At 59.4% G+C, this 17,465-nt stretch carries 19 protein-coding genes; 12 read left to right on the top strand and 7 right to left on the bottom strand.

Going from position 1 to position 17,465, the window contains the following annotated elements:
• Positions 1 to 159 precede the first annotated feature (159 nt).
• Positions 160 to 570 carry a hypothetical protein gene (locus F560_RS0109970; RefSeq protein WP_019005590.1) on the top strand — a complete coding sequence of 137 codons (411 nt, stop codon included), beginning with the start codon at positions 160 to 162 and terminating at the stop codon, positions 568 to 570.
• Between the two features lie 107 nt (positions 571 to 677).
• Here the strand turns inward: F560_RS0109970 and F560_RS22950 are convergent, their stop codons facing one another.
• Entirely contained in the window at positions 678 to 1,766 is a 1,089-nt protein-coding gene (locus F560_RS22950) for a permease (protein WP_019005589.1), read from the bottom strand.
• 253 nt (positions 1,767 to 2,019) lie between these two features.
• Here F560_RS22950 and F560_RS0109960 point away from each other — a divergent pair, with 253 nt between their 5' ends.
• The 3 genes from F560_RS0109960 to trpS all read left to right on the top strand — a co-directional run bounded on the left by F560_RS0109960 (position 2,020) and on the right by trpS (position 6,156).
• The gene (locus F560_RS0109960) at positions 2,020 to 3,072 is read left to right on the top strand and encodes a LacI family DNA-binding transcriptional regulator (protein ID WP_019005588.1); all 1,053 of its coding nucleotides are present in this window, start codon (positions 2,020 to 2,022) and stop codon (positions 3,070 to 3,072) included.
• A 305-nt stretch (positions 3,073 to 3,377) separates the two neighbouring features.
• A complete protein-coding gene (locus tag F560_RS0109955) occupies positions 3,378 to 4,727 on the top strand; it encodes a glycoside hydrolase family 64 protein (protein ID WP_019005587.1) in 1,350 nt (449 codons plus the stop codon).
• Positions 4,728 to 5,151: 424 nt separating this feature from the next.
• Positions 5,152 to 6,156, top strand: coding sequence for a tryptophan--tRNA ligase (gene trpS / locus F560_RS0109945; RefSeq protein ID WP_019005585.1), 1,005 nt, complete (start codon positions 5,152 to 5,154; stop codon positions 6,154 to 6,156).
• Between the two features lie 76 nt (positions 6,157 to 6,232).
• Here the strand turns inward: trpS and F560_RS25925 are convergent, their stop codons facing one another.
• Positions 6,233 to 6,406 (bottom strand): DUF5325 family protein, encoded by a 174-nt coding sequence (locus tag F560_RS25925; protein ID WP_169449897.1) that lies wholly within the window; start codon positions 6,404 to 6,406, stop codon positions 6,233 to 6,235.
• Positions 6,407 to 6,502: 96 nt separating this feature from the next.
• Here F560_RS25925 and F560_RS0109935 point away from each other — a divergent pair, with 96 nt between their 5' ends.
• Positions 6,503 to 6,709: an alpha/beta-type small acid-soluble spore protein gene (locus tag F560_RS0109935; RefSeq protein ID WP_019005583.1), complete on the top strand. Its 207-nt coding sequence runs from the start codon at positions 6,503 to 6,505 to the stop codon at positions 6,707 to 6,709.
• Positions 6,710 to 6,816: 107 nt separating this feature from the next.
• Here F560_RS0109935 and F560_RS0109930 read toward each other — a convergent pair whose 3' ends face one another.
• Positions 6,817 to 7,800, bottom strand: coding sequence for a metal-dependent hydrolase (locus F560_RS0109930; protein ID WP_019005582.1), 984 nt, complete (start codon positions 7,798 to 7,800; stop codon positions 6,817 to 6,819).
• A gap of 81 nt (positions 7,801 to 7,881) precedes the next feature.
• Between F560_RS0109930 and F560_RS22945 the strand changes: the two genes are divergently transcribed.
• Positions 7,882 to 8,199 (top strand): hypothetical protein, encoded by a 318-nt coding sequence (locus tag F560_RS22945; protein ID WP_019005581.1) that lies wholly within the window; start codon positions 7,882 to 7,884, stop codon positions 8,197 to 8,199.
• On the opposite strand, the gene gerQ is transcribed toward F560_RS22945, so the two are convergent.
• Entirely contained in the window at positions 8,165 to 8,572 is a 408-nt protein-coding gene (gerQ, locus tag F560_RS0109915; protein WP_019005580.1) for a spore coat protein GerQ, read from the bottom strand. The two genes, F560_RS22945 and gerQ, sit on opposite strands and share 35 nt — an antisense overlap.
• Positions 8,573 to 8,606: 34 nt before the next feature.
• Positions 8,607 to 9,029, bottom strand: a complete 423-nt coding sequence (locus tag F560_RS0109910; RefSeq protein ID WP_019005579.1) for a cell wall hydrolase — start codon at positions 9,027 to 9,029, stop codon at positions 8,607 to 8,609.
• 248 nt (positions 9,030 to 9,277) lie between these two features.
• On the opposite strand from F560_RS0109910, the gene cyoE reads away from it, so the two are divergent.
• Both cyoE and F560_RS0109900 read left to right on the top strand, forming a co-directional pair.
• Positions 9,278 to 10,138, top strand: coding sequence for a heme o synthase (gene cyoE / locus F560_RS0109905; RefSeq protein ID WP_281167171.1), 861 nt, complete (start codon positions 9,278 to 9,280; stop codon positions 10,136 to 10,138).
• 6 nt (positions 10,139 to 10,144) lie between these two features.
• Entirely contained in the window at positions 10,145 to 10,855 is a 711-nt protein-coding gene (locus F560_RS0109900; protein WP_019005577.1) for an SCO family protein, read from the top strand.
• A 65-nt stretch (positions 10,856 to 10,920) separates the two neighbouring features.
• Here the strand turns inward: F560_RS0109900 and F560_RS0109895 are convergent, their stop codons facing one another.
• Together F560_RS0109895 and F560_RS0109890 are read right to left on the bottom strand one after the other, a co-directional pair.
• Positions 10,921 to 11,292 carry a ribonuclease M5 gene (locus tag F560_RS0109895; protein ID WP_019005576.1) on the bottom strand — a complete coding sequence of 124 codons (372 nt, stop codon included), beginning with the start codon at positions 11,290 to 11,292 and terminating at the stop codon, positions 10,921 to 10,923.
• A 160-nt stretch (positions 11,293 to 11,452) separates the two neighbouring features.
• Complete coding sequence (locus F560_RS0109890; protein ID WP_019005575.1) at positions 11,453 to 12,685, bottom strand: MFS transporter; 1,233 nt, start codon at positions 12,683 to 12,685, stop codon at positions 11,453 to 11,455.
• Between the two features lie 314 nt (positions 12,686 to 12,999).
• On the opposite strand from F560_RS0109890, the gene F560_RS0109885 reads away from it, so the two are divergent.
• The 4 genes from F560_RS0109885 to F560_RS0109870 all read left to right on the top strand — a co-directional run bounded on the left by F560_RS0109885 (position 13,000) and on the right by F560_RS0109870 (position 17,462).
• Positions 13,000 to 13,434 carry a hypothetical protein gene (locus tag F560_RS0109885; RefSeq protein ID WP_019005574.1) on the top strand — a complete coding sequence of 145 codons (435 nt, stop codon included), beginning with the start codon at positions 13,000 to 13,002 and terminating at the stop codon, positions 13,432 to 13,434.
• Positions 13,431 to 14,552: a transglutaminase domain-containing protein gene (locus tag F560_RS0109880; protein WP_019005573.1), complete on the top strand. Its 1,122-nt coding sequence runs from the start codon at positions 13,431 to 13,433 to the stop codon at positions 14,550 to 14,552. The genes F560_RS0109885 and F560_RS0109880 overlap by 4 nt, the downstream gene beginning before the upstream one ends.
• A gap of 45 nt (positions 14,553 to 14,597) precedes the next feature.
• A complete protein-coding gene (locus tag F560_RS0109875) occupies positions 14,598 to 16,655 on the top strand; it encodes a peptidoglycan D,D-transpeptidase FtsI family protein (protein WP_019005572.1) in 2,058 nt (685 codons plus the stop codon).
• A gap of 63 nt (positions 16,656 to 16,718) precedes the next feature.
• Entirely contained in the window at positions 16,719 to 17,462 is a 744-nt protein-coding gene (locus F560_RS0109870; RefSeq protein ID WP_019005571.1) for a Cof-type HAD-IIB family hydrolase, read from the top strand.
• Positions 17,463 to 17,465: the final 3 nt, after the last annotated feature.

Below are 17,465 nucleotides of genomic sequence, written 5' to 3'. Positions count from 1 at the left end.
AAGGCGCTTGAAGCGCTGTATCGTCCGTTTGGCGAATATTTATTTGTGACAAAACCAGACAAAATCATTGAAAAATTCTAACTATTTTCATATAATAGCCCTATAGTCTTAAGGAAATACATACCACATATGATAGCAAGTGCAAAAAGGAGGAAAATAATGCATTCGGAACAGGTCTCATTGGCTAGGCAAGTGGACATGGCGTTGGAACAACTGGAAGAAGAACTGAAGGGAATGTCCGCCGGAACCATTGTGCTGCAAATTCGCAACGATACGGTGGGGAAATTCGGGATTCGGCATTTGCCGATTGATTTGGAGCAAGCGAGGGCGGGCGCAAGAGGCGCTCCCGGACTCAGCGGCGCCCAAGTGGCGGATTTGCGCCGCATAGCCGTCGAAGCCATCAAAAGCAAGAAGGGATGGACGCACGGCGAGATTTCCTACGATTTCGTTCTTCGCCAGGACAAGGTGCAGGTCAGCGTCCAATTCGAAAGTAACTACAATATGGCAAACGTCCTGTTCCGGTTACATCCGAAGAAGCACGACCGCAGAGGAATCTCGAACTTCGAATAGGCCTGCGGCACGCCTAGCGCCGCAGCAATGGCAAGGCCGGCTCCGCCGTGGGGCCGGCCTTGCGCGCGAAGAGAGGCCCCCCGCATCCCGCAAAGGGGACTTTGCTTTCACAACCAGCCCATCCGCTCAACCAGCACGGACCCGACCAGCACAAGCCAGGCGGCCAGCAGGCCGAACAGCAGCACGAACCTCCCTTTGAACACCGACAGCATCATCAGCATCCCCTTCAGGTCGAACATCGGACCGAACACCAGAAACGACAACAGCGCGCCTTGCGGGACGTAATGGCCGAAGGAAGCGGCCACGAACGCGTCGGCGGTCGAACACAGCGACAGCGCGAATGCCAGTCCCATCATGAACAGATGGGGCAAAACGTTATGTCCGGCGGCCTCGGCGAGCTGACCGGGCTGAAGAGCCGTCTGCAAAAAGGCGGTGAGCAGGCAGCCGGCGATCAAAAATTTTCCGGTATCCCACAGGTCTTCGGCCGCATGCGCGACAATATGAGCCCCTCTGTCCCTCCACAGCTTTGCCCTGTTTGCGGACGAACCGGAGCGCAGGCGGTGCGCGTCCGGCTGCCCGGCGTTCGTGGATAATCCGATAGCTCCGCCAAGCGCAAGGCCGTCCCCGTGATCGTGGCCGCGAAACGCCGATCCGCCTTGGCCGGGACCGCGATCCGCGCGCAAAGGGCTGCGGCCGCGCATTGCCCATGCGATCAGGACCCCCAAGACGGCCGACACGGCCAGGGCGAGCGCAAACCGCGCATAGGCAAGGTCGGACCGTACGCCAAGAGCCGTCAAGGTCGAGGCGAAGACGACCGGATTGACAATCGGCCCCGCCGCCATGTAGGTTACGCCGACAAAGGACGGCAGTCCCTTGCGGATGAGCCGCCTGACGACCGGTATCATGCCGCATTCGCAGATCGGCAGCGCGATGCCGAGCAGACTGCCGAACAGGATGCCTCCGGCCTTGCCGCCAGGCGCAAGCCGCTGCACGAGGCGGTCGGGGACAAGCGTCTCCAGAACGGCCGAAACGAACGATCCCGCCAACAAAAAGGGCAGCGCATCGAACAACGTATCCGCGAACGCACGAAAAAACGGCATCAACCGCTCGAGCGGGAGCCGGGCGGCAAACGCCATATAGGCCAAGACGAACGTTGCGGCCGCGGCGGCGGCGAGCCTGAACCAGGAAACCGGCACAACATCACTTCCTTCGGTCGCTGAAAAGATGGAAAGGATGGAAAGGAGATCACTTTATCGTATGCTTGGCCCAATGCGGGTAAGTACAGAAGAAGGATGGCAACCGTTTTGAAAAATGGCGGCTCGCGCCATTGAAGGCCGGCGGACCGATCGGGCTTGTCGCAGACCGGTTCCGCCCCGCGCGAGCCTTGACCGTCCTTCCGGGGTCGGCTAGACTGGAACTGTTCGCTTAATCTGGATAAGGATGTTGGCAATGGATAGCTTCGATATCGCCAGGCTGGCCGGCGTCTCCAGGAAAACGGTCCAGCGCGTACTGAACAACTCCGCCTTGGTGAAGCCCGAGACGCGAGAGAAGGTGCTGCGCGTCATGGCGGAGCACCATTACGAGCCGAATGCGGCCGCCCGCAAGCTGTCGGCGCGCAAGACGCATACGATCGGATTGTTTATCGTGCAGGATGCAAGCAAGTATACGCTGCATACGGACGATCTTTTTTTCGGCGCGGTGATCGGCGCCATCATCAGCCGCTGCGCGTCGCTGGGCTACAATACGCTGGTGGCGATGCTCGATATCGCCGATCCCGATCCGCTGTTCAGCATGTACCGGCAAAAGAGCATCGACGGAGGCCTCATCGTCAGTTGGTCGGATTTGCGGGAGATCGTCGGCCGGATGCGGGAAGCCGGCTATGAAGTCGGGGTGTTCGACGAAGGATTTTTCGGCGACGCGCCCCCTGACGTGCCCATTCCGCATCTCGACAACTACCGCAGCGCCGGAGAAGCGGCCAGATACCTGGCGGGGCTCGGCCACAAGCGGATGGGCATCGTAACCGGCGGCATGGAAAACCATACCGCCAGAGAGCGGTTTCGCGGCTTCGCGGACGCGCTTGGCGAACTCGGCTTGCCGCTCGGGGAGGATTGCGTCTTTTACGGCCGGTTTGCGGAGGCGGACGGGGAACGGGCGGTCGAACATTGGCTTGGCGAAGGCCGGCTGCCGGACGCTTTGTTCTGCAGCAACGACCTGATGGCCTACGGAGCGCTCAAGGCATTGGCGCGGCATCGGATTTCCGTACCCGATACGGTATCCGTCATCGGATTCGACGATCTGCTCATCTCGGAATACACGCATCCGCCGCTTACGACCATGAGGGTACCGAGGGTGGAAATGGCGGTGCAGGTGGTCGATCGGTTGGTTGCGAGGCTGGAAAAGCGGGAAGAAGACGGGGCCGCGCCCGAAGTGTTTATGGCGAAGCTTGTCGAACGGTCGTCCTGCGCGCCGGCCAAGCGAAGCGACAAGAAACGCCAAAAATAGCCGTTGACAAGAACGTGTACCAGAGTTATATTTTGGGAAAATGTCCTACGCGAGACAAAGCCGAAAGCTTCGCTTTATTTGGCGCAAATAGTCCGGCGTAGGATTCATAAAGGAATCTTTTTGAAAGCGATTACAAATGTTTCGCGAAAAGGATCGTAAAACGGATCGCAAGAGTCCGAAATTCGCACGCGAAAGGGGGGGAACATGACGACAACGGCGCGGGAAAGGCCAGTGGCGGAAGGATGGTATATGCGCGAACGGCTCCTTATGATGCAAACCAAAAAATAGGAAGGCAGGTGCGATGGATGAGGAAAAAAATGATTTGGCCGCTGCTTGCATTGCTTTTGGCAGTCGGATTTCCGGTGTACGCCTCGCGCGTCTTTGCGGCCGATTACACGCAGGGCGTATCCGTCTCGGGCTCCGTGGCGACGATTTGGTTCAAATCCTCCGTCGACACGACTTGGGTTGACGTTCATTATCAGTTGAACGGCGGTACGCAGCAAAATGTCCGCATGAGCTACAATGCGGGACTTGCGCGTTACGAGCAGAACGTTTCGGGAGTGGCCTCCGGCCATGTTTTGACGTATTCTTTTACGTATAACAACGGAACGCCCGCTTACGATACCACCACCTTCACTTATACCGTCGGCGGCGGAGGAGGCTCGGGTTCGAGTCCGGGAATCGGGTCCATTCCGGCTTCTTCCATTCCGACCCCGACGGGCAATGGAGCCGTCTCGGTTAAAGTCATGAACGGTACGAACGGCGCTTACGGCGACAGCCAGATCTACTGGGGCGTGCTCGGGATCAATCCGGCCAACAATAAATGGAGTTACCTCGATTTGAGCGGCAATCTGATTCCGATCTCGAATGCGCTGAACGACGCGTCCGGCCATTTGACCAAGGGCGGTCAAAATTACGCGAACATTTACCACAAAATCAGCGACGCAAGCTGGGTGAATTTGCCGAAAATCACTTCGGGCCGCATGTTTCTCTGCGTCGGAACGCCTTGCTACATCAAGACTTACGACAACGGCTTCGCCGGACCGGACATCAACAACCCGACCGATCCGAATCGGGACGTCTATTTCGATTTTGTCGAATTTACGGTGAACGATTCCGGCTACCACGGCAACACGACCCGCGTCGATGCGTTCGGCTTTCCGATTCAGCACCGGCTCGTCAACCGAGCCGGCAATTACGACCGGACGGTCGGGGAACGCGAATCCGAGACGCGCGCCGGTCTGTTCGCGGCATATCAGAACGAAGTGCCGGAGGCGTTCAAGTCGCTCGGGACGGTTCAGGCTCCTTACCGGATCGTCGCGCCGATTCACGGCTCGTTCGCCGCGGGAGGCGCGAACGCGAACTATTTCGCCGGTTATTCCGGCTACAACACGCAAGACATCTTGCGCTGCGACAACAGCGTCACCGATCCGGCCGTCTGCGCGGCGATCAACCGGCACGTATACACCACTTCCGACTGGAATAACGTCGCCAATTATTACAAGGCGGCGCCGGCCAACTTTTACGCGAAATTCTGGCACGATCACGGGATCGACAATCTCGCTTACGGCTTCGCGTATGACGACGTGAACGGGCAGGCTTCGTATCTAGAGGTCGGCGATCCGAAAGGGCTTATCGTGCGGGTCGGCTGGTAGCGGCGCCGAAGGTTGGCGGAAGGGTTGACTTCTCGGCGCAGGGGAGTATAATGGGGTTCAATATCGAGAAATCGGCGATGACGAGAACAAGTACGCATTGTTTGGGACAGCTTGCAGAGAGCCGGTGGCTGCTGCGAACCGGCGCTTCCCCCTTGCGGAATGGAACTCGGAGCCGGAAGCGGAAAGACGGCGGGCGATGCATGCGCACGCTTGGCGTCCGTGGCTTCCCGTCCTGTTCCACGTTACGGAACGCAAAGGCTTCAGAGCGGTTCATCCGGCCGTTCCGCTTGCGGAAACGTTCGATATGGCGCCGCACCGGCGCGGGATGCGCTTTGAAGCGAATAAGGGTGGCACCACGACCTCTTCGTCCCTTAGGCGAGGAGGTCTTTTTTATTGGGATTGAATAGGAAGGTGGAAACGTCAAATGGCAAACAGCGAAAAACAACGGGTGCTTTCGGGCATTCAGCCGAGCGGTAAGCTGACCCTCGGCAACTACATCGGCGCCATGAAAAATTTCGTGAAGCTGCAGGACGAATACGACTGCTATTTTATGGTCGTCGATCTGCATGCGGTTACGGTGCCGCAGGAACCGGCGGCGCTGCGGGAGCAGACGGAATCGGTCGCCGCGCTGTTTATCGCGGCCGGGATCGATCCGAAGCGGGCGGCGGTGTTCGTCCAATCCCACGTGCCCGCGCACGCGGAGCTCGGCTGGCTGATGACGACGCTGTCGTACATGGGCGAATTGGAACGGATGACCCAGTTCAAGGACAAGTCGGCGGGGAAAGAAGCGGTTGGCGCGGGGCTGTTCGTTTATCCGTCGCTGATGGCGGCCGATATTTTGCTGTACGACGCGCATCTGGTGCCGGTCGGCGACGACCAGAAGCAGCATTTGGAGCTGACGCGCGATCTGGCGGGCCGGTTCAACCATCGCTTCGGCGAAACGCTGCGCATTCCCGAGCCCTACATCCCGAAGGTGGGCGCGCGCATCATGTCGCTGGACGACGCAAGCAAAAAAATGAGCAAAAGCAATCCGAATCCGGGCAGCTATATCGCCCTGCTCGACTCGCCGGACGAAGTCCGCAAAAAAATATCCCGGGCCAAAACGGACCTGGGCCGGGAGATCAAATACGATCCGCAAAACAAACCGGAAATCAGCAACCTGATGTCCATTTACGCCCATTGCGCCGGCATTTCGCTCGAAGAGATCGAAGCGCGTTACGAAGGGCAGGGCTACGGCGCGTTCAAGAAGGACCTCGCCGAGCATGTCGTCGCCACGCTCGAGCCGCTGCAGCGCAAATACTCGGAAATCCGCGCTTCGGGCGCCATCCACGATCTGCTGCGCGAAGGGGCGGAGCGGGCAAGGGAAGTGGCCGACCGGACGCTTGCCCGCGTGAAGGAAGCGATGGGCTTTCTGCCGCCGCGCCGCTGATGTCCGGCAAAGAAGCGGCAGGCCGTGCTTTCGGCTGTCGCTTCCTTGCCGGCCGGTGCGGATGGCCGGTTGCCGGTTATCGGGGATTGCGGCGGCTGCGCGATTTGACGGCAAAGCCGAAGCCGATCGTGCAGCAGCAGAGGACGAAGAACAGCAAAGCGAGCCAACCGTTATATTCCAGCGTGATGGCCGTGGCGGTCATCCAGACGACCGCCGTAACGGACAGAAGCCAGGCTACAGATTTCCTCATCTTTTTCAACTCCCCGGAGCATATTTTCCTTCCGCCTTTGCATACTAGGAAAGCAAGCTTGCAAACCCATTACAGCAAGACGGAAGGAGTATGAACATGGCAGGAAACCAACAATTGGTCGTTCCGCAAGCGAAAGCGGCACTCAACAACTTGAAAACGGAAGCCGCCCAATCTCTGGGCGTGCAAATTCCGGCCGACGGATACTACGGCAACGTGACTTCCCGCGATGCGGGTTCGCTTGGCGGGTATATCACGAAAAAGCTGGTGCAAATTGCCGAACAACAGCTTTCCGGCGGTCGCTAATCGGACTCGATTGTCCTCGACCGAAAGCCCGAGGTTGCCCTCGGGCTTTTATTATTGTCCTCTTTTCGAACGGGCGCGTCAATAGCCGCCGGGCTGCGCTTCTACGCTCAATACGTGTTCATGCGCAATCTTTTTTCCAGACGTTCTTCGCTCAGCCACCCGACGTAGGACTGGATCGGCTGGTAAGACGCGTCAAGCAGCGCGACGGCGACGAACGGATACTGGCGGCGGTAGCGGTACCGGATGTCAACCCACCGCACTTCGTACCCCCACGGCTTCTCCTTGACGTGTCCGCAAGGAAAAGGCGTTACCTTCAGGAAAGCCTGCACGTCGGGAATGCTGCGCGAAGCTTCGATCGCGGGGTGCTGATCGCAGCGCGTCCGTTCGACCCATGTCAGACGCCCGTTGTCCCAGCGTCCGATCCTGTACGTGCAATCGTCCGACGCCCGAATGACATGCCAGCGGTGCAGGGACAGCGTCGGCAGCAGCGTATACTTGTCTTCCGCCGCATGCTCGGGATCGACGCGCGGGAGAGCGGCGGCTATCCTTCTGCGAACCAGCGTTCTCCAGGCGTAATACACCACGATCAGGCCGTATAGGACGGGAAAAACAGCCCTCGGATCGGCTGCGCCGGTGATCCACAGCAGCAAGGCGACAAGATGGGACGAGAAAATGAACGGATCGAAAATGTGAATGACATTCCAGGCGACCCAATTGCGCGAGATCGGCCGGAATGCCTGCGTGCCGTAGGAGTTGAACAGATCGCTTGCGACATGGACCATGACGGCAAGCAGCGTCCAGGCGCCGATATGCCACCAGGGAATGCCGGGGAACAGCGCCGACACGACGAGCGTGATGACGGCCGTCCAGCCGGCGACCGCAGGCAGGGAATGGGACAAACCGCGGTGGTTTTTGATATAATCGGCATTGCTTTTGAAACGCAGCAGGCCGTCGAGATCCGGCGCCTGCGAGCCGGCGACCGTGGCGATCAGCACGGCGACCGGGCCGTACGGATGGGAAGCGATGACCGGGTCGACCATGGCCAATCCGCCCAAGCCGAGGCCGAACAACAAATGCGTGCCTGAATCCATGACAGGTTCCCCTTTCGTGCTTGTTTAACGGATTCAGTATGAGCTTGGCCGGGCGAAATTATAAGAAAAGGGGGAAAGCCGATGATTTTGTTCGTGGAATACGTCGTGGAGGAACGTCACCGCTCCGCCTATTTGGAATGGGTTCGCCGGGAACCGGAACGGTGGCGGGGAACGGAGCTGATGGAAAGCACCTCCCAGCCCGGCGTGATGGTCGAGCTGCGGAGGGTGGCGGACGCGGAGGAAGCGGCGAGAATAGAAAAAGAACGCCGCGAAGGGCGTTCGGGATGGCAGGCGATGGAGCCGTGGATCAAGGGCGGGCGCGAAGGCTTGCGGATCTGGACGTTTGCGCCGGTTGCAGGCGGCTTTAGCGGGACGAACCAAACGGAAGCGTATAGTTGAGCGGCTCGTCGAACGTAATGTAATCCAGATTCAGGGTGAGCAGCAGGAAACGCCTGCCGGTGGCCGGATCGCTGATAACGATGTGGTCCCTGCCGGCCGCTTCCAGTACGCCTCTGAAAATTTTGGCGTTCCATTCCCGGTTGTTCTCGTACGTCATGTACAGGGTGGCGACTTTGCCCAGGTTCATGCGCAGAATGTTTTCCACATACGATTCTTCTCGCGGCGGAACGGTCGCCCCTCCGGGCGTGATCATCGACCCGCTCGGCACGGAGGGGGGAACGGCAGCGGCGCCGGGGAAGCCGCTGACGCCAGTCTGGAAAGGGCCGACCATCGGTTGCATGGCCGCAGCGGGCCAAGGCACTTTTTGGAACAAGGTGAATCCTCCTTTTCAAAAATGGCTGAACGCCTTAATAAACACGCGGACAATCTTCATAGGTCGGGGCGAAAAAGCAGTGGGCTTTAAAACGCCCCGTGTTGGCCTGGTTGTACCAGGTGGGAGGGCAGTCCCCGGTCGGGCGGAAAAACCAGAGCGCATAGGTCGCCGGATGCGTGCGTTCGCCGTTGATGACGCGCCTGGCAAGCGCAATTTCCGATTCGCGCGCTCTCTGGTAAAAGTACGGCTTCTGGACCGATTCGTATCCGCCGGGGGATTGATACACCATGTCGGGGATGGTTCGGATGTTGCGAAAATCGAGACAGTTGGCCAAAATGCGGTTGACGCCGACGTTGCCCACCATAAGCATGCCAAGTGCGCCTTCGCCTTCTGCTTCCGCGCGCAGCAGGCGGGCCAATAATTTGACATCCTCGCTGTTTGCCTTGATGACGGCCATTGGCGGTAACCCCTTTCCCTTCGCGTTCGTCTTCCGACCCGGGCTCCCTTGGGCGGTTCTGGGCGAATGTCACTTTACAATATATTGAGGTGGCGAGGAATGTGTGACATCGGCGGACGGCGCTCAGGCGGTGGCGATTTGATGAACACGGGGGCGCGAACATTGTCAACGGCTGGAGATTTGAGTTATCATTTAAAAAAAGAAATGGCTTTTGTTTGCTGCGGCTTTTTACGGCTCAAAGGAGGAGCATCGTGCTGAAAGATCTCGTGGCCCTGACCAAGCCGCGCATTATTCGGTTGAACCTGTTTGCGGCTTTCGGCGGCTTTTGGGTCGCATCCCGGTGGCAAATGGACTGGATGCTGCTCGTTTGGGTGCTGATCGGCTCGGCGCTGACGATGGCGTCGGCTTGCGTTTTCAATAATTATTGGGATCGGGAAATGGACAGCAAAATGGAGCGCACACGCAACAGGGCGCTGCCGACGGGCCGGGTGCGGCCTTCTTTTGTGCTTGTTTACGGCATTGCGCTCGGCGTGATCGGCCTGGCGGTGCTGTTTGCGCTGGTCAATCCCTTAACCGGATGGCTGGGCCTTCTGGGGATGTTCGTGTACGTCGTGGTGTATACCATGTGGCTGAAGCGCAGCTCCACCTGGAGCACCTCGGTCGGCGGCGTGTCCGGAGCGATGCCCCCGGTCATCGGTTATTGCGCGGTAACCGGGGAGGTTGACGCGGGAGCGTGGCTTTTGTTCGCGCTGCTCTTTCTGTGGCAGCCGCCGCACTTTTGGTCGCTTGCGATCCGGCGGGTCGAAGAATACAGGGCCGCCGGCTTTCCGGTGCTGCCCGTCGTCAAGGGCGTCCGCCGGACCAAGGTGCAGATGATTCCGTATATTGCGGCGCTGCTGGCCGCTTCCGTCCTGATGTATGTTTACGATTATGCGGGCGTCGTGTTTCTCGTCCTGTCGGTCGCCGTCGCGAGCGTCTGGCTGCTCCATGCGGTATCGGGACTTCGCGCCCGGGATACGGAAAAATGGGCCAAGGCGGACTTCATGATCTCGGTCAATTATTTGTTGATTTTATTTTTGGCGATGATTTTCGATACGAATGGAGCGTAGATCTTCATGAACGAGTTGAGGAACGGCCGCGATTTGAAGGCAAGCGCGGAACCCGCCGGATCGGAGGCGAATGCGCCGCAATCGGCTGAGGGCGGAACGCGCAAGCCGTTTGCGAAGCGCTATGCGTTTCCGCTGACGCTGCTGGCGGTGTGCGTCGTGCTGGCGGGCTATCTGCTGTGGAATTCCGCCAAGGGCGACGAACTGCCCGTACAGGGCGAGGCGGCCGACTTTACCCTGCAGAGCATCGACGGCGAGACCGTCACGATGAGCAAGCTTAACGGCAAAGTAAGGCTGGTCTACTTTTTCTTCTCCCATTGTCCCGACGTATGTCCTCCGACCACCTTCATGCTGTCGCAGGTGCAGGAGAAGCTGAAGGCGGAAGGCTTGTTCGGAGACAAGGCGGAAATTTTGTCGATCACGATCGATCCGCTGAGGGATACGCCCGATGTGCTGCGGACGTTCGGGGATAAATTCAACGCGGACTACACGGGTTGGAAATTCCTCCGCGGCGAAGAGGAGCAGCCGGTTTGGGACCTGGCCAAGAAGTACGGACTTATGGTCGTCAAGGACGAAAACGGCGATTTCGGCCACTCGAACCTCGTCGTGCTGGTCGACCAGAAGGGCCGGATCCGCGAATACATCTCGCCGGACGCGAACGGCAATCCGGGCGATCTGGACGCGGACGGCCTGTTCAAGGAAATCAAAAAACTGCTGTAATCGTAAGCGCCCCGGGCCGCATGCGGACCGGGCGTTTTTTGGTTTTGTTCCGGGGTTTGCTTGCGCTAATCGAACCGGAATTTGCCGCTTAACGGTTCGGACGGGTCAGGGTAGAGGATATAGGCTTCCAGCCCGGCTTTTTCAAGCTGGTGGATCAAATACTCTTCCGGTGTCCCCTCCACGCCGTTGTATCCGCGGCGCGTATAAATATGCTCGGCATCCGGGAACACGTCGCTGAGAACGCCGCGGATGCGCCTGCCGGAAGCGTCCGGATCGGTGAACAGGTAGACTTGCCGATCGCGCACCGCTCGGCGAAGGGCTTCAATCCGCTCCGCGCTTGGCGTGCCGAAGGTGCAGTAAATCGGGATTTCGGGAGACAGTACGCGGGCTAGCCGGCTTTTATCGTTTTTTCCTTCAACGATGATCGCGACATCCATGGCAGCATCCCTCCAGGCAGCGTACCGGAACGCTTGTAAAAAACGTCCCTTATCGCAATTGTACCACAGAGAAGGAAGGAGCAGCGTTGGAGTTTGTCGGAAGAGGGGATGTCCCCATTTTGACATGTGCGCATACCCAACTGCAGTCCAAAAAGCGGGATTAATGTCCGGCGGCGGGAGGCGGCGCATCCGTCCGGCCGTTCCAGCCGAGGACGTAGACGGGACGGGGAGCGAGCGCGAGCAGCGCCAGCATCAGAACGGCGAAGGCCAAAAAATACGGCGACAGATGCTCCCGGACCGCGCCTGCCGCGACCGGACCGAGAAAGGCGCCCACGGAGGAAGCGACGGACATGAAGGAAAGCGTTCGGCCGTATCGGGACGGACCGCTTAGCTGCAGCAAAAACGAGGTCATGGCCGGAAACAGGACGCCTTTGGCCATGCCGAGCGAGAACAGCAGCGCGGTCATCGGCACCGGCCATTCCGCCGCAAGTCCGTAATAGGACAGCGCCAGCAGAAGCAGCCCGAAGACGCTGCGGGCATACGGCAAATATTTCTGGAGAAACAGCAGCCCGAGCGTGGCAAGCGAACCGAGGCTGATGACCGAAAACAGCAGTCCGGTCGTCATCAGTTCGTCTCCGTTTCCTGCGCTGAGCGGCAGCTCGAACGACAAAATCCCTTGGGAGCACGAAAGCGCGAGCGGAAACGCCAGCACGATCCAGGGAAAACGGGCCGATGCCGCGTGGACGGGCAGGGGCGGATGATCCGGGCTGTTCGTGCGGCCGGATAGGTTCGCCTGCGGCTGCGAAGCCGAAGCGCCGGGGCGATCGGCGCCTTCGGCTTCGGGGCGTTCGGCTTCGCGCACGAACAGCAGGGAAGCGGCGCCGGTGGCGAGCAAGATCCAGCCGAGCAGCTCGAACGCCGCCGCGAAGCCGATTTTGGCGGTCAGCCAGGCGCCCGCCGCAGGCGAAACGACCGCCGCAATCGTGTGGACGAGGCCGTTGCCGGCCATCAGCTTGCCGCGATGGATATGATTGCGGGCAAGGCGCGCCAGCAGCGTCAGACAGGCCGGGGACAGGAAGGCCAGCACGAAGCCGCTGACCGAACGGATGTACAGCAGATGCCACGGGTCGGTTACCCGCGCCTGCAGCAGCAGAAGGATCCCGGCCCCCGTCAGGCTGCCCGCGATAAACAGGCGGCTGCCGAAGCGGTCCACGCTGTAGCCCGCGAGGATATTGCCCGGCAGATGGGTCAGCGAGTACATCCCCATGACCAGGCCGATGAAGGACGGAGCGGCGCCGAGGGAGATCGCGAACGGCGTCAGCATCGGATATTGGGCGTGCAGGTCAAAAAACGCGACGAACAGAAACAGATACAGCCATATTGCGGTTCTCAATCCGGGATCGCCTCCGCGCCGGCGATTTCGGCCCTTGAAGCTTCCGATCGCCTATGCTTGTTCTATCCTACTTGTACGTCGGGCGGCGCAGGGTTATGCCCTGCATTTATTCCGCTCATTCCGCTTGAACGTGTATGGCGCTGCATCGGCGCAGAGCTTCGGGCCGCGAAACCGTCCCGGGACGTTAAAAGGCGGTCAAGTTGAACTCTCCCCCCGAACGCACTTATAATACACTTATAATATAGTTGCTAGAGTATCCCGTCGGGCGAATTCCCGATAGGGAGCCGTGACTTGTCATGCATGGAGGAGATGGGATGAACCTCGATTTGGAGGCATGGAAGCAGTTTGTGATCGATCATTGGATTCTCATCGTCATAGCGGTCGTGGCGTTGATTGTCGTGATCAACGTCGTGAAAACCGTGCTCAAATGGGTGCTTGTCGCCGCCATCGTCATCGGACTGGCGGTTTACGGAGGATACAGCGTCAACGATTTGAAGGAAGTCGGAAGCAAGGTGACGCAAGCGCTTGAGGATCAGGCCCTCAAAGCGATGGCCGGAGAGGCTTCGCAGGCCGTATACAAGCTGAACGGCGACGGAACGTTTACCGTTACGACGCCGAACCTGGAGCTGACCGGGGTGCCGAACTCCGGCGAAGTGAAGGTCAAGTTCCAGGGCGTTTCGCTCGGCACGTGGAAGATGGAAGGGGCAGTCCGCCAGTTGATCGCACAGGCACGGGAAAATGCCGCATGAATAGCCTTGACGCCAATTGGATCACCGTCGCGCTGCTTGTTATCGTGGCGGTGTCTTTGCTTCAAGGACTGCTCCGGGGAGCGAAGGGCACGGCCCGGCAACTGTTCGGCTTCGTGGCGGGCTCGGCGTTCACTCTCCTTTCGATCGGGGCGGCCGCCTGGGCCGCCGCCGAAGCTTCGCCGCGCGTTCAAGCGTGGCTCGTCGCCAAGGACTGGGCGCAGCCGAAGCCGGATGCCTCGTCCTGGATTCAGCTCGGCTATACGCTGTTTGCCGGAATGAGGGATTTGCCGCTGCTCCGGTTTTCCGTGTTGATGCTGATCTTTTACTTCGCCTTGCGGCTTTTGTGCGAGACCGTCATTTCCCTGCTTATACGCGCGGGCGGAACGCCGTTCGCCCTGCTGCCGTCGGGAGGCGCGGCAAGCCGCGTCCTCGGGGGCGCCATCGGCGCGGCGCTCGGCTGCGGCCGCGCGCTGCTGGTGACGGCGATTTTGTTCGCGTATTGCTCTCTCTGGCCGAAAGGCCCTTATGCCGACTATATTCAGCAGTCCGGACTGTACCGGCAGGCCGCTTCGCAGATTATCGAACCGGCTGCGGGCGCCCTGATCACCGAGCGGCTGCCGGTTTTTGCCGCCCAGATGCAGTCTGAGCTCAACCAGCTGTGGCAGAAGCGCTACGACATTATCGACGCGGATCTTCCCGAGGACATCGTGAGCGCCGCCGTCTCGATCACCGAAGGCGCCGAAGGGGACAAGGCGAAAGCCCGGGCGCTTTACGACTGGGTAGGCAGCCGCATCGCATACGACAACGATAAAGTCATCGCCTACGAGGAGCGCGGAGAGTGGCGGGAGCAGACGCCGGAAGACACGTTTAGGACAAGAAAGGGCGTTTGCATCGATTACGCCAGGCTGTATGCCGCCATGGCAAGAGCGGTCGGCCTGAACGTCCGGGTTGTGACGGGACTGGGCTACGACGGGCGGGGAGGATACGGTCCTCATGCCTGGAATGAAGTGTGGCTGTCGGAAGAGAACAGATGGGCTCCTCTCGACGCGACATGGGCGAGCACCGGCGACTGGTTCGATCCGGAGGGCTTTCAGGACACGCACATCCGGCAGGCCTGATGGCCCGAATTTCACCATTTTTACATGCAGCAGGAGGTCAGTCCCGTGAGCGACGAACGGACCGAAGAAGCCCAGAAAAGGGAAATCCGCATCCGCCGGAATTTCAGCTTTCGGCTGAATATGTTCTTTTTTGTCACTTTTTTCGCCTTTTCGCTGCTGATCGTCCGCCTGGCGTACCTTCAGTTCGTGGAAGGTCCTTTCCTCAAAGAGCAAGAGCATAAGATCGGCACGCGCGACGTCTACATTCCGCCGATTCGCGGCAACATTTACGATGCGACCGGCAAGCCGATCGCCTATTCCAAGTCGACGCAATCGCTCTACTACACGTTCGAACCCGGAACGAAAGAGGAAGAAGGCAGGAAGCTGGCGGAGAAGCTGGCGGCCGTGTTCGCCCAATACGGAGACAAGACGAAGGAGCCGCTTACCGCGGAGAAAATTTTCGAGTACATGGACTTCGGGGGCAAGGTGCATCTGCCTTATCAGCAGCGGCGGATCAAAACCGACCTGACGGAAAAGGAAATCGCCTATTTCAGCGAGCACCGCGACCAGTTCAAGGGAATCGACATCGTCGAAGAAAGCATCCGCCAGTACAGCCCGGAAAAGGTGGCGGTGCAGCTGGTCGGATATATGAAAAAATTCAGCGGCGCCACCGATCTTGAAAAGTACAAGTCCATCAATGACAATCAGGAAGACCCGACACTCAAATATTTGAACTCCGAAGAGGTCGGCTTCGACGGCATCGAGCTGATGTACCAGGACGTGCTCCGCGGCCGCAACGGGCTGAAGACGTACCCGGTCAACAGCCAGAGCCGGATCATCGGACCGATGGAACTGACGAAGCCCGTCAAGGGCGACAACCTGTATCTGACGATCAACAAGGACGTTCAGCTTGCGGCCCAGAACGCCATCACCGAGCATCTCGCCAAGATCCGCACGTCGTCCAACAAGGCGGAGCGCGCGGAAAACGCCCGTACCGGCTATGCGGTGGCGATGGAGGTCAAGACCGGCAAAGTCGTGGCCATGGCGAGCATGCCGGACTACGACCCCAACCTGTGGCAGGGCGGGATCAGCGAAGAGGACCTGAACAAGGTGCAGTATTACATCAGCAACGGGGCCATCCGCGAGGTGCAGGCGCCGTACGAGGACGACAACGAGCGCAAAAAGCATCCGTCCTCGCTCGTCTTCCTCGGCTCGACGCAGAAGCCGTTGACGATTCTGCTCGGGCTCAAGGAAGGGTTGATTACGCCCAACTCGTCTTATAACGATATCGGCTACTTCCAGTTCGGGAAAAAGGGTTATGAGGTGAAGGTTCGCAACGCCGGCGGCAAAGCGAACGGGCTGCTCCGGCCGTGGTCGGCGATCGCCCACTCCTCCAACGCCTACATGGCGGCCATGGTCGGGAATGCGCTGTATATGCGCGACGGCTCCAAGGGACTGGATATTTGGGACGCGTTCAACAAGCAGTTCGGGCTTGGGGTGCTGACGGAAAGCGGGCTGCCGGGCGAATCCGCCGGTTCGATCAACTATTACAAGGAAGCCGAGTCCGGCAGTCCCCAATCCGCATTGATCTATGCTTCGTTCGGGCAGCAAGGCCGTTATACGGCGCTGCAGCTGGCGCAGTACGCCGTGACGCTGGCCACCCACGGGCAGCGGCTGAAACCGCAGTTCGTCGACCGGATCGTGGACGCCGAGGGCAATGTCGTTCAATCCTATCAGAAGGAAGTGCTCAATACGATCGAGCTTCCGGATGTCTACTGGGATACGATCGAAAAGGGCATGTCCCGGGTCAATGTTCAAGGCTTCGACGGCTTCGGCTACAACTTTTACCGCAAGACGGGAACGTCGGAGCAGGATGTCGGGGGCAAACGGGTGGAAAACGCGGTGTTCATCGCCTATGCGCCTGCGGAAGACCCGGTGCTGGCCGTGGCCGTCGTCGTGCCCGAAGGCGGGTTCGGCGGCTGGGGCGCGGCGCCGATCGCGCGCAAAATTTTCGACGCCTACGACGAAGCGGTCGGCCTGACGGGAACGCCGAAAAAACCGGCGTCCCAGGACGCGGCGGCCGGCGCATCCCAAGAAGGCACGACGAATTCTGCCGAGCACTAAACGGCACTCATGTGTTAAAATGTCGGTAACGCAGTGGAAACAGGCAAAGGAGTGAGCGGATTTTTGGCACAATATCGGCTTCTGGCACTGGACTTGGACGGGACGCTGCTGAACGACCGCAGCGAGATCAGCGAAACGAACGCGCACTGGGTCCGCAAAGCGGTCGATGCGGGGGTTACGGTATGCGTTTCGACGGGGCGCGGCAGGCTGGGCGCCATGCCTATTGTGGAGCAGCTCGGCCTGGAATCCCCGATGATCTTCGTCAACGGCGGCGAAATCTGGAAAAACCCGCGTCAGCTGCACCGCCGAGTGACGCTGGATGCCGGCAAGGTGACGGAGCTTCACCGGTTGGCGCTGGCTTATCCGGATGTCTGGTTTTGGGCCTATGCGACCGATGGGATTTATAACAAGGAACAATGGGTGGACGACACGTATGCCCGGGAATGGCTGAAATTCGGCTATTATACCGAAAATCTCGAGCAACTGAACGAAATTCTCCGCGAGATTCGCGGCTGGGACGGACTCGAGCTCAGCAACTCTTCGCCGTACAACATCGAGATCAATCCGAAGGGCGTGTCCAAGGCGGCGGCGATCGCCGAAGTGTGCGGCTTGCTGGGCTACAAGATGTCCGAGGCGGTCGCGGTCGGGGACAGCCTGAACGATCTGGAGGCCATCAAGGCGGTCGGGCTCGGCGTCGCGATGGGCAACGCGCAGGACGAGGTCAAAGCCGCCGCGGATGCCGTCACGGGCACGAATCAGGAAGACGGAGTGGCGCAAGTCATTCAAAATTTCGTATTGAAGGCGTGATGT

Origin of the sequence: Cohnella laeviribosi DSM 21336, assembly GCF_000378425.1 — a bacterium.
Lineage (GTDB): Bacteria > Bacillota > Bacilli > Paenibacillales > Paenibacillaceae > Cohnella > Cohnella laeviribosi.
Note: the sequence above shows the minus strand (reverse complement) of the source record. Positions and strands in the feature narration are given on the sequence as shown.

What these genes read in the sequence shown, in the direction of transcription:
- F560_RS0109970 (WP_019005590.1), top strand. Translation starts at nt 160, where the DNA reads ATGCATTCGGAACAGGTCTCATTGGCTAGGCAAGTGGACATGGCGTTG.
- F560_RS0109960 (WP_019005588.1), top strand. Translation starts at nt 2,020, where the DNA reads ATGGATAGCTTCGATATCGCCAGGCTGGCCGGCGTCTCCAGGAAAACG.
- F560_RS0109955 (WP_019005587.1), top strand. Translation starts at nt 3,378, where the DNA reads ATGAGGAAAAAAATGATTTGGCCGCTGCTTGCATTGCTTTTGGCAGTC.
- trpS (WP_019005585.1), top strand. Translation starts at nt 5,152, where the DNA reads ATGGCAAACAGCGAAAAACAACGGGTGCTTTCGGGCATTCAGCCGAGC.
- F560_RS25925 (WP_169449897.1), bottom strand. Translation starts at nt 6,406, where the DNA reads ATGAGGAAATCTGTAGCCTGGCTTCTGTCCGTTACGGCGGTCGTCTGG.
- F560_RS0109935 (WP_019005583.1), top strand. Translation starts at nt 6,503, where the DNA reads ATGGCAGGAAACCAACAATTGGTCGTTCCGCAAGCGAAAGCGGCACTC.
- F560_RS0109930 (WP_019005582.1), bottom strand. Translation starts at nt 7,800, where the DNA reads ATGGATTCAGGCACGCATTTGTTGTTCGGCCTCGGCTTGGGCGGATTG.
- F560_RS22945 (WP_019005581.1), top strand. Translation starts at nt 7,882, where the DNA reads ATGATTTTGTTCGTGGAATACGTCGTGGAGGAACGTCACCGCTCCGCC.
- F560_RS0109910 (WP_019005579.1), bottom strand. Translation starts at nt 9,029, where the DNA reads ATGGCCGTCATCAAGGCAAACAGCGAGGATGTCAAATTATTGGCCCGC.
- F560_RS0109900 (WP_019005577.1), top strand. Translation starts at nt 10,145, where the DNA reads ATGAACGAGTTGAGGAACGGCCGCGATTTGAAGGCAAGCGCGGAACCC.
- F560_RS0109895 (WP_019005576.1), bottom strand. Translation starts at nt 11,292, where the DNA reads ATGGATGTCGCGATCATCGTTGAAGGAAAAAACGATAAAAGCCGGCTA.
- F560_RS0109885 (WP_019005574.1), top strand. Translation starts at nt 13,000, where the DNA reads ATGAACCTCGATTTGGAGGCATGGAAGCAGTTTGTGATCGATCATTGG.
- F560_RS0109880 (WP_019005573.1), top strand. Translation starts at nt 13,431, where the DNA reads ATGAATAGCCTTGACGCCAATTGGATCACCGTCGCGCTGCTTGTTATC.